Genomic DNA, 4,285 nt, shown 5'->3' with positions numbered 1-4,285 from the left:
CTGCTGCTGGTCGCCGGCCTCGCCATCCTGCGCGCCGAACGGCTGGCGCAGCAGGTGGCGGCCACCGGCCAGTCGCTGATGCAGTCGCAGCGCCTCGCCAAGTCGATCTCGCAGGCCCTGGTGGGCAGCGCGCCGGCCTTCACCGAGGTGAAGGACAGCGCCGACGACCTCACGCGCCGCGTCAACGGCCTGACCAACGGCGACGAGGCGTTGCGCCTCGAGGCCGTGGGCGAGGCCTACGGCGAGGACATGGGCAAGATCGGCCCGCTGGTCGCGCGCGCCGATGCGAGCGCCAAGGCCGTGCTGGCCCAGCGCCAGATCCTGACCCAGGTGGGTGCCGCTTTGCGCGACATCAACCAGCAGTCGTCCACGTTGCTCGAGATGACCGAGACCGTCGCCTCGCTCAAGATGCAGCAGAACGCCACGCTGCCCGAGATCTCGGCCGCCGGCCAGCTCGTGATGCTGACGCAGCGCATCGGCAAGTCGACCAACGAGTTCTTCACGGTCGAGGGCGTGAACCCCGACGCCGTGTTCCTGCTCGGCAAGGACCTGAACACCTTCCAGGAAACCACGCGCGGCCTGCTCGACGGCAACGCGCAGCAGCGCTTCCCCGGCTCGAAGGACCCGCAGACGCGCCAGCAGCTCGAAGCCATCCTGAAGACCTACGAGCAGATGCGCACGCAGGCCTCGGCCATCCTGGGCAACCTGCAGGGCCTGGTGGCGGCGCGCGAAGCGCAGGCGTCGATCCTGACCGACAGCGAACCGCTGCGCAAATCGCTGGGCGAGCTGCAGGACAAGCTGTCGGCGCGCACCGGCCTGGGCGCCGGCACCATCGTGCTGCTGTTCGTGCTCTCGTTGGCCGCCCTGGCACTGGCCGGCGCCATCGGTTTCGTGCAGGTGCGCGAAGGCCGCGAACGCGCCGCCAACGCCGAGCGCGAACGTCTCTCGGCCGAGCAGGCTTCGGAGGAGGCCAGCCGCATCAACAACGCCAACCAGGCCGCCATTCTTCGGCTGATGAACGAACTGCAGACGGTGGCCGAAGGCGACCTGACGCAGGAAGCCACCGTGACCGAGGACATCACGGGCGCCATCGCCGACTCGGTGAACTACACGGTGGAAGAACTGCGGCTGCTGGTGGGCAACGTGCAGAACACGGCCACGCGCGTGGCGCTGACCACCTCGCAGGTGGAAAGCACCTCGACCGAGCTGCTGGCGGCCTCGACCGAACAGCTGCGCGAGATTCGCGAAACCGGCCAGTCGGTGCTGACGATGGCGGAGCGAATCAACGGCGTGTCCTCGCAAGCGCAGGAATCCGCCACGGTGGCGCGCCAGTCGCTGCAGGCCGCGTCCTCGGGCCTGCAGGCCGTGCAGAACGCCATCGGCGGCATGAACGCCATCCGCGACCAGATCCAGGAAACCTCCAAGCGGATCAAGCGGCTGGGCGAATCCTCGCAGGAGATCGGCGAAATCACCGAGCTGATCTCGGACATTACCGAACAGACCAACGTGCTGGCACTGAACGCCGCCATCCAGGCCGCGTCGGCCGGTGAAGCCGGTCGCGGCTTCTCGGTGGTGGCGGAAGAAGTGCAGCGGCTGGCCGAACGCTCCGCGGACGCCACGCGCCAGATCTCGGCGCTGGTGAAGGCGATTCAGACCGACACGCAGGATGCGGTGGGCGCCATGGAGCGTTCCACGCAGGGCGTGGTCGAGGGGGCCAAGCTGTCCGACAACGCGGGTACCGCGCTGTCCGAGATCGACCGCGTGTCGCGCCGCCTCGCCGAGCTGATCGAGCAGATCTCGCAGTCCGCCTCCCGCGAGGCCGATTCGGCCAACGTGGTGGCCGCCAACATCCAGCACATCTTCGCCGTGACCGAGCAGACCGGCGAAGGCACGCGGACCACCGCGCAGCAGGTGCGCGAACTGTCGCAGATGGCCGAGGAACTGCGTCGTTCGGTGGCCCGTTTCAAGATTGCCTGACACAGAAGAACGGCGAGCATCCAAGGTGGCTATCCAATCCCCCGTCGCGGCCCCCCTCGCCGGCAATCCGCCGGCCACCGAAGACCTCGGGCCGCTGGCCTGGGTGCTAGGAGAAATCCAGAAGTCGCTCGAGAACGTCGGCAAGTCGCTGCGCCGCTTCGCGCGCGATGTCGGCAATGCGGCCGAGATCGAGAGCGGCCCGCTGCAGATGGCGCGCCAGCAGCTGCACCAGGCCGTCGGCGCGCTGCAGATGGTGGGCCACAACGCGCCCGCGCTGGTGCTCGGCTCGATCGAGTTCGCGGTGCAGGGCTTCGTGGCCGAACCGCAGCGCTGCACCGACAGCGCCGCGCTCAAGATCGAGCGCGCCGGCTTCGCCGTCACCGATTTCCTGCAGGCCCTGCTGGCCGGCAAGAACGTGTCCTCGATCGCGCTGTTCCCGCAGTACCGCGACGTGCTCGAACTGGTCGGCAACGAGCGCGTGCATCCGGCCGATCTCTGGAGCGCCAGCTGGCGCTGGGTCGAGATCCGTCCCGCGCTCACGCAGGCCTCGCTGGCCTACGACCCCTCGGTGCGCTCGCGGCTCGACCGCGAGGTGCTGCAGCTGGTTAAGACCGGCGACACGCAGGCCGCGCGCCGCCTGCAGGCGCTGTGCCTGGGGCTCGGCCGCGGCGCGCTGCTGCCCCGCGTGGCCAGCTTCTGGACCCTGGCGGCCGGCTTCTTCGAGGCGCTGGCGCTGGGCCTCGTGCCCGCCGACAGCTACGTCAAGCGCGCCGCCTCGCGCGTGCTGCTGCAGTACGCCACGCTCGCGCGCGGCGACAGCGTGGTGTCCGACCGGCTCGGCCAGGACCTGCTGTTCTTCTGCGCCCAGGCCATGCCCACCGCGCGCGACGAAGCCACCACCCTGCGCAGCGTGCGCACGGCCTGGGGCATCGCGCATGAACAACGCGTCGACTACACGGTCGAGCAGTTCGGCCGCTTCGATCCGCTGGTACTGGCCCAGGCCCGCAAGCGCATCGAGACCGCCAAGGAGATGTGGTCCGGCCTCTCGGGCGGCGACATCACGCGCACGCGCCAGGTGGCCGACACCTTCGCCCAGCTCGGCGAATCGCTGCACCGGCTGCATCCGCCGAGCGAGCCGATGGTGCAGGCGCTCGCGCATGCGGTCGATGCCTCGGTGCGCAGCGGCCAGCCGCCCGACACCGAGCTCGCGATGGAAGTCGCGACCTCGGTGCTCTACCTCGAGGCCGCGCTCGAAGACCTCGACCCCAGCGATCCGCAGCTCACCCAGCGCATGCTCAAGCTCGCCGGGCGCATCGAGCGCGTGCGCGCGGGCGGCCATTCCGAGCCGCTCGAGCCCTGGATGGAGGACCTGTACCGCCGCGTCAGCGACCGCCAGACCATGGGCACCGTGGTCGACGAGCTGCGCAGCCACCTGAGCGAACTCGAGAAGTCGCTCGACCAGTATTTCCGTCGCCCGGGCGAAAAGGGCCTGCTGCGCACCGTGCCGAGCCAGCTGCAGCAGATGCGCGGCGTGTTCTCGGTGCTCGGCCTCGACCAGGCCGCGCACACCGTGCAGCGCATGCGCGACGACGTGGAGTCCATGGTGGGCAGCGCCTCGCCGGCCGACGAGATGGCCGGCTTCGACGCGCTGGGCAACAACCTCGGCGCGCTGGGCTTCCTGATCGACATGCTGGGCTACCAGCCGGCGCTGGCCAAGCGCCTGTTCGTCTTCGACGCCGAGGTCGGCGAGCTCAAGCCGCTGATGGGCCGCCAGGCCGCCGATGTCGAGGACGCCGAGAGCGTGGCCGCGCCGGCCGCCGAGCCGCTGCTCAGCATCGAGGAAGTCGATGCCCAGATCGCGTCGAAGCTGGCCGCGCTGGCCACGCCGGCGCGCAAGGCCAAGCCCTCGCCGATCGAGGAATTCAGCCGCAAGGCCGACAGCTGGACCGCCAAGATCGTCGGCCCCGGCGCGCTGCCCGACACCGAGGTCACCGAGCTCGAGGAAGACGACCTGCAGAACATCTTCCTCGACGAGGCGCGCGAGGTGGTGCACAACGGCCAGAACGCGATCGTCGCGCTCGGCAGCCGTCCCGAGGACACCGACGAGCTCACGATCCTGCGCCGCGCGTTCCACACGCTCAAGGGCAGCTCGCGCATGGTCGGCCTCACCGACTTCGGCGATGCCGCCTGGTCGCTCGAACAGGTGGTCAACACCTGGCTGGCCGACCAGCGCCCCGCCACCCCCGAGCTGCTGGCGGGCACGCAGCAGGCGCTGCGCGACTTCGGCCTGTGGGTCGAGGACATCGCG

The 4,285-nt window shown here is 70.0% G+C and carries 2 protein-coding genes; both read left to right on the top strand.

What is annotated here, in order from left to right; translation table 11 throughout:
* Positions 1-1,977, top strand: a 1,977-nt coding sequence (locus AC27VN_RS34285; RefSeq protein WP_490879470.1) for a methyl-accepting chemotaxis protein, incomplete at its 5' end; no start/stop codon positions are given.
* A 25-nt stretch (positions 1,978-2,002) separates the two neighbouring features.
* The coding region (locus AC27VN_RS34280) for a FimL-related protein (RefSeq protein WP_490879469.1) at positions 2,003-4,285 on the top strand (2,283 nt) is incomplete at its 3' end.

It is taken from the genome of Variovorax sp. 20P10.2.4 (genome assembly GCF_058244205.1).
This window is presented reverse-complemented; position numbering and strand designations above follow the sequence as displayed.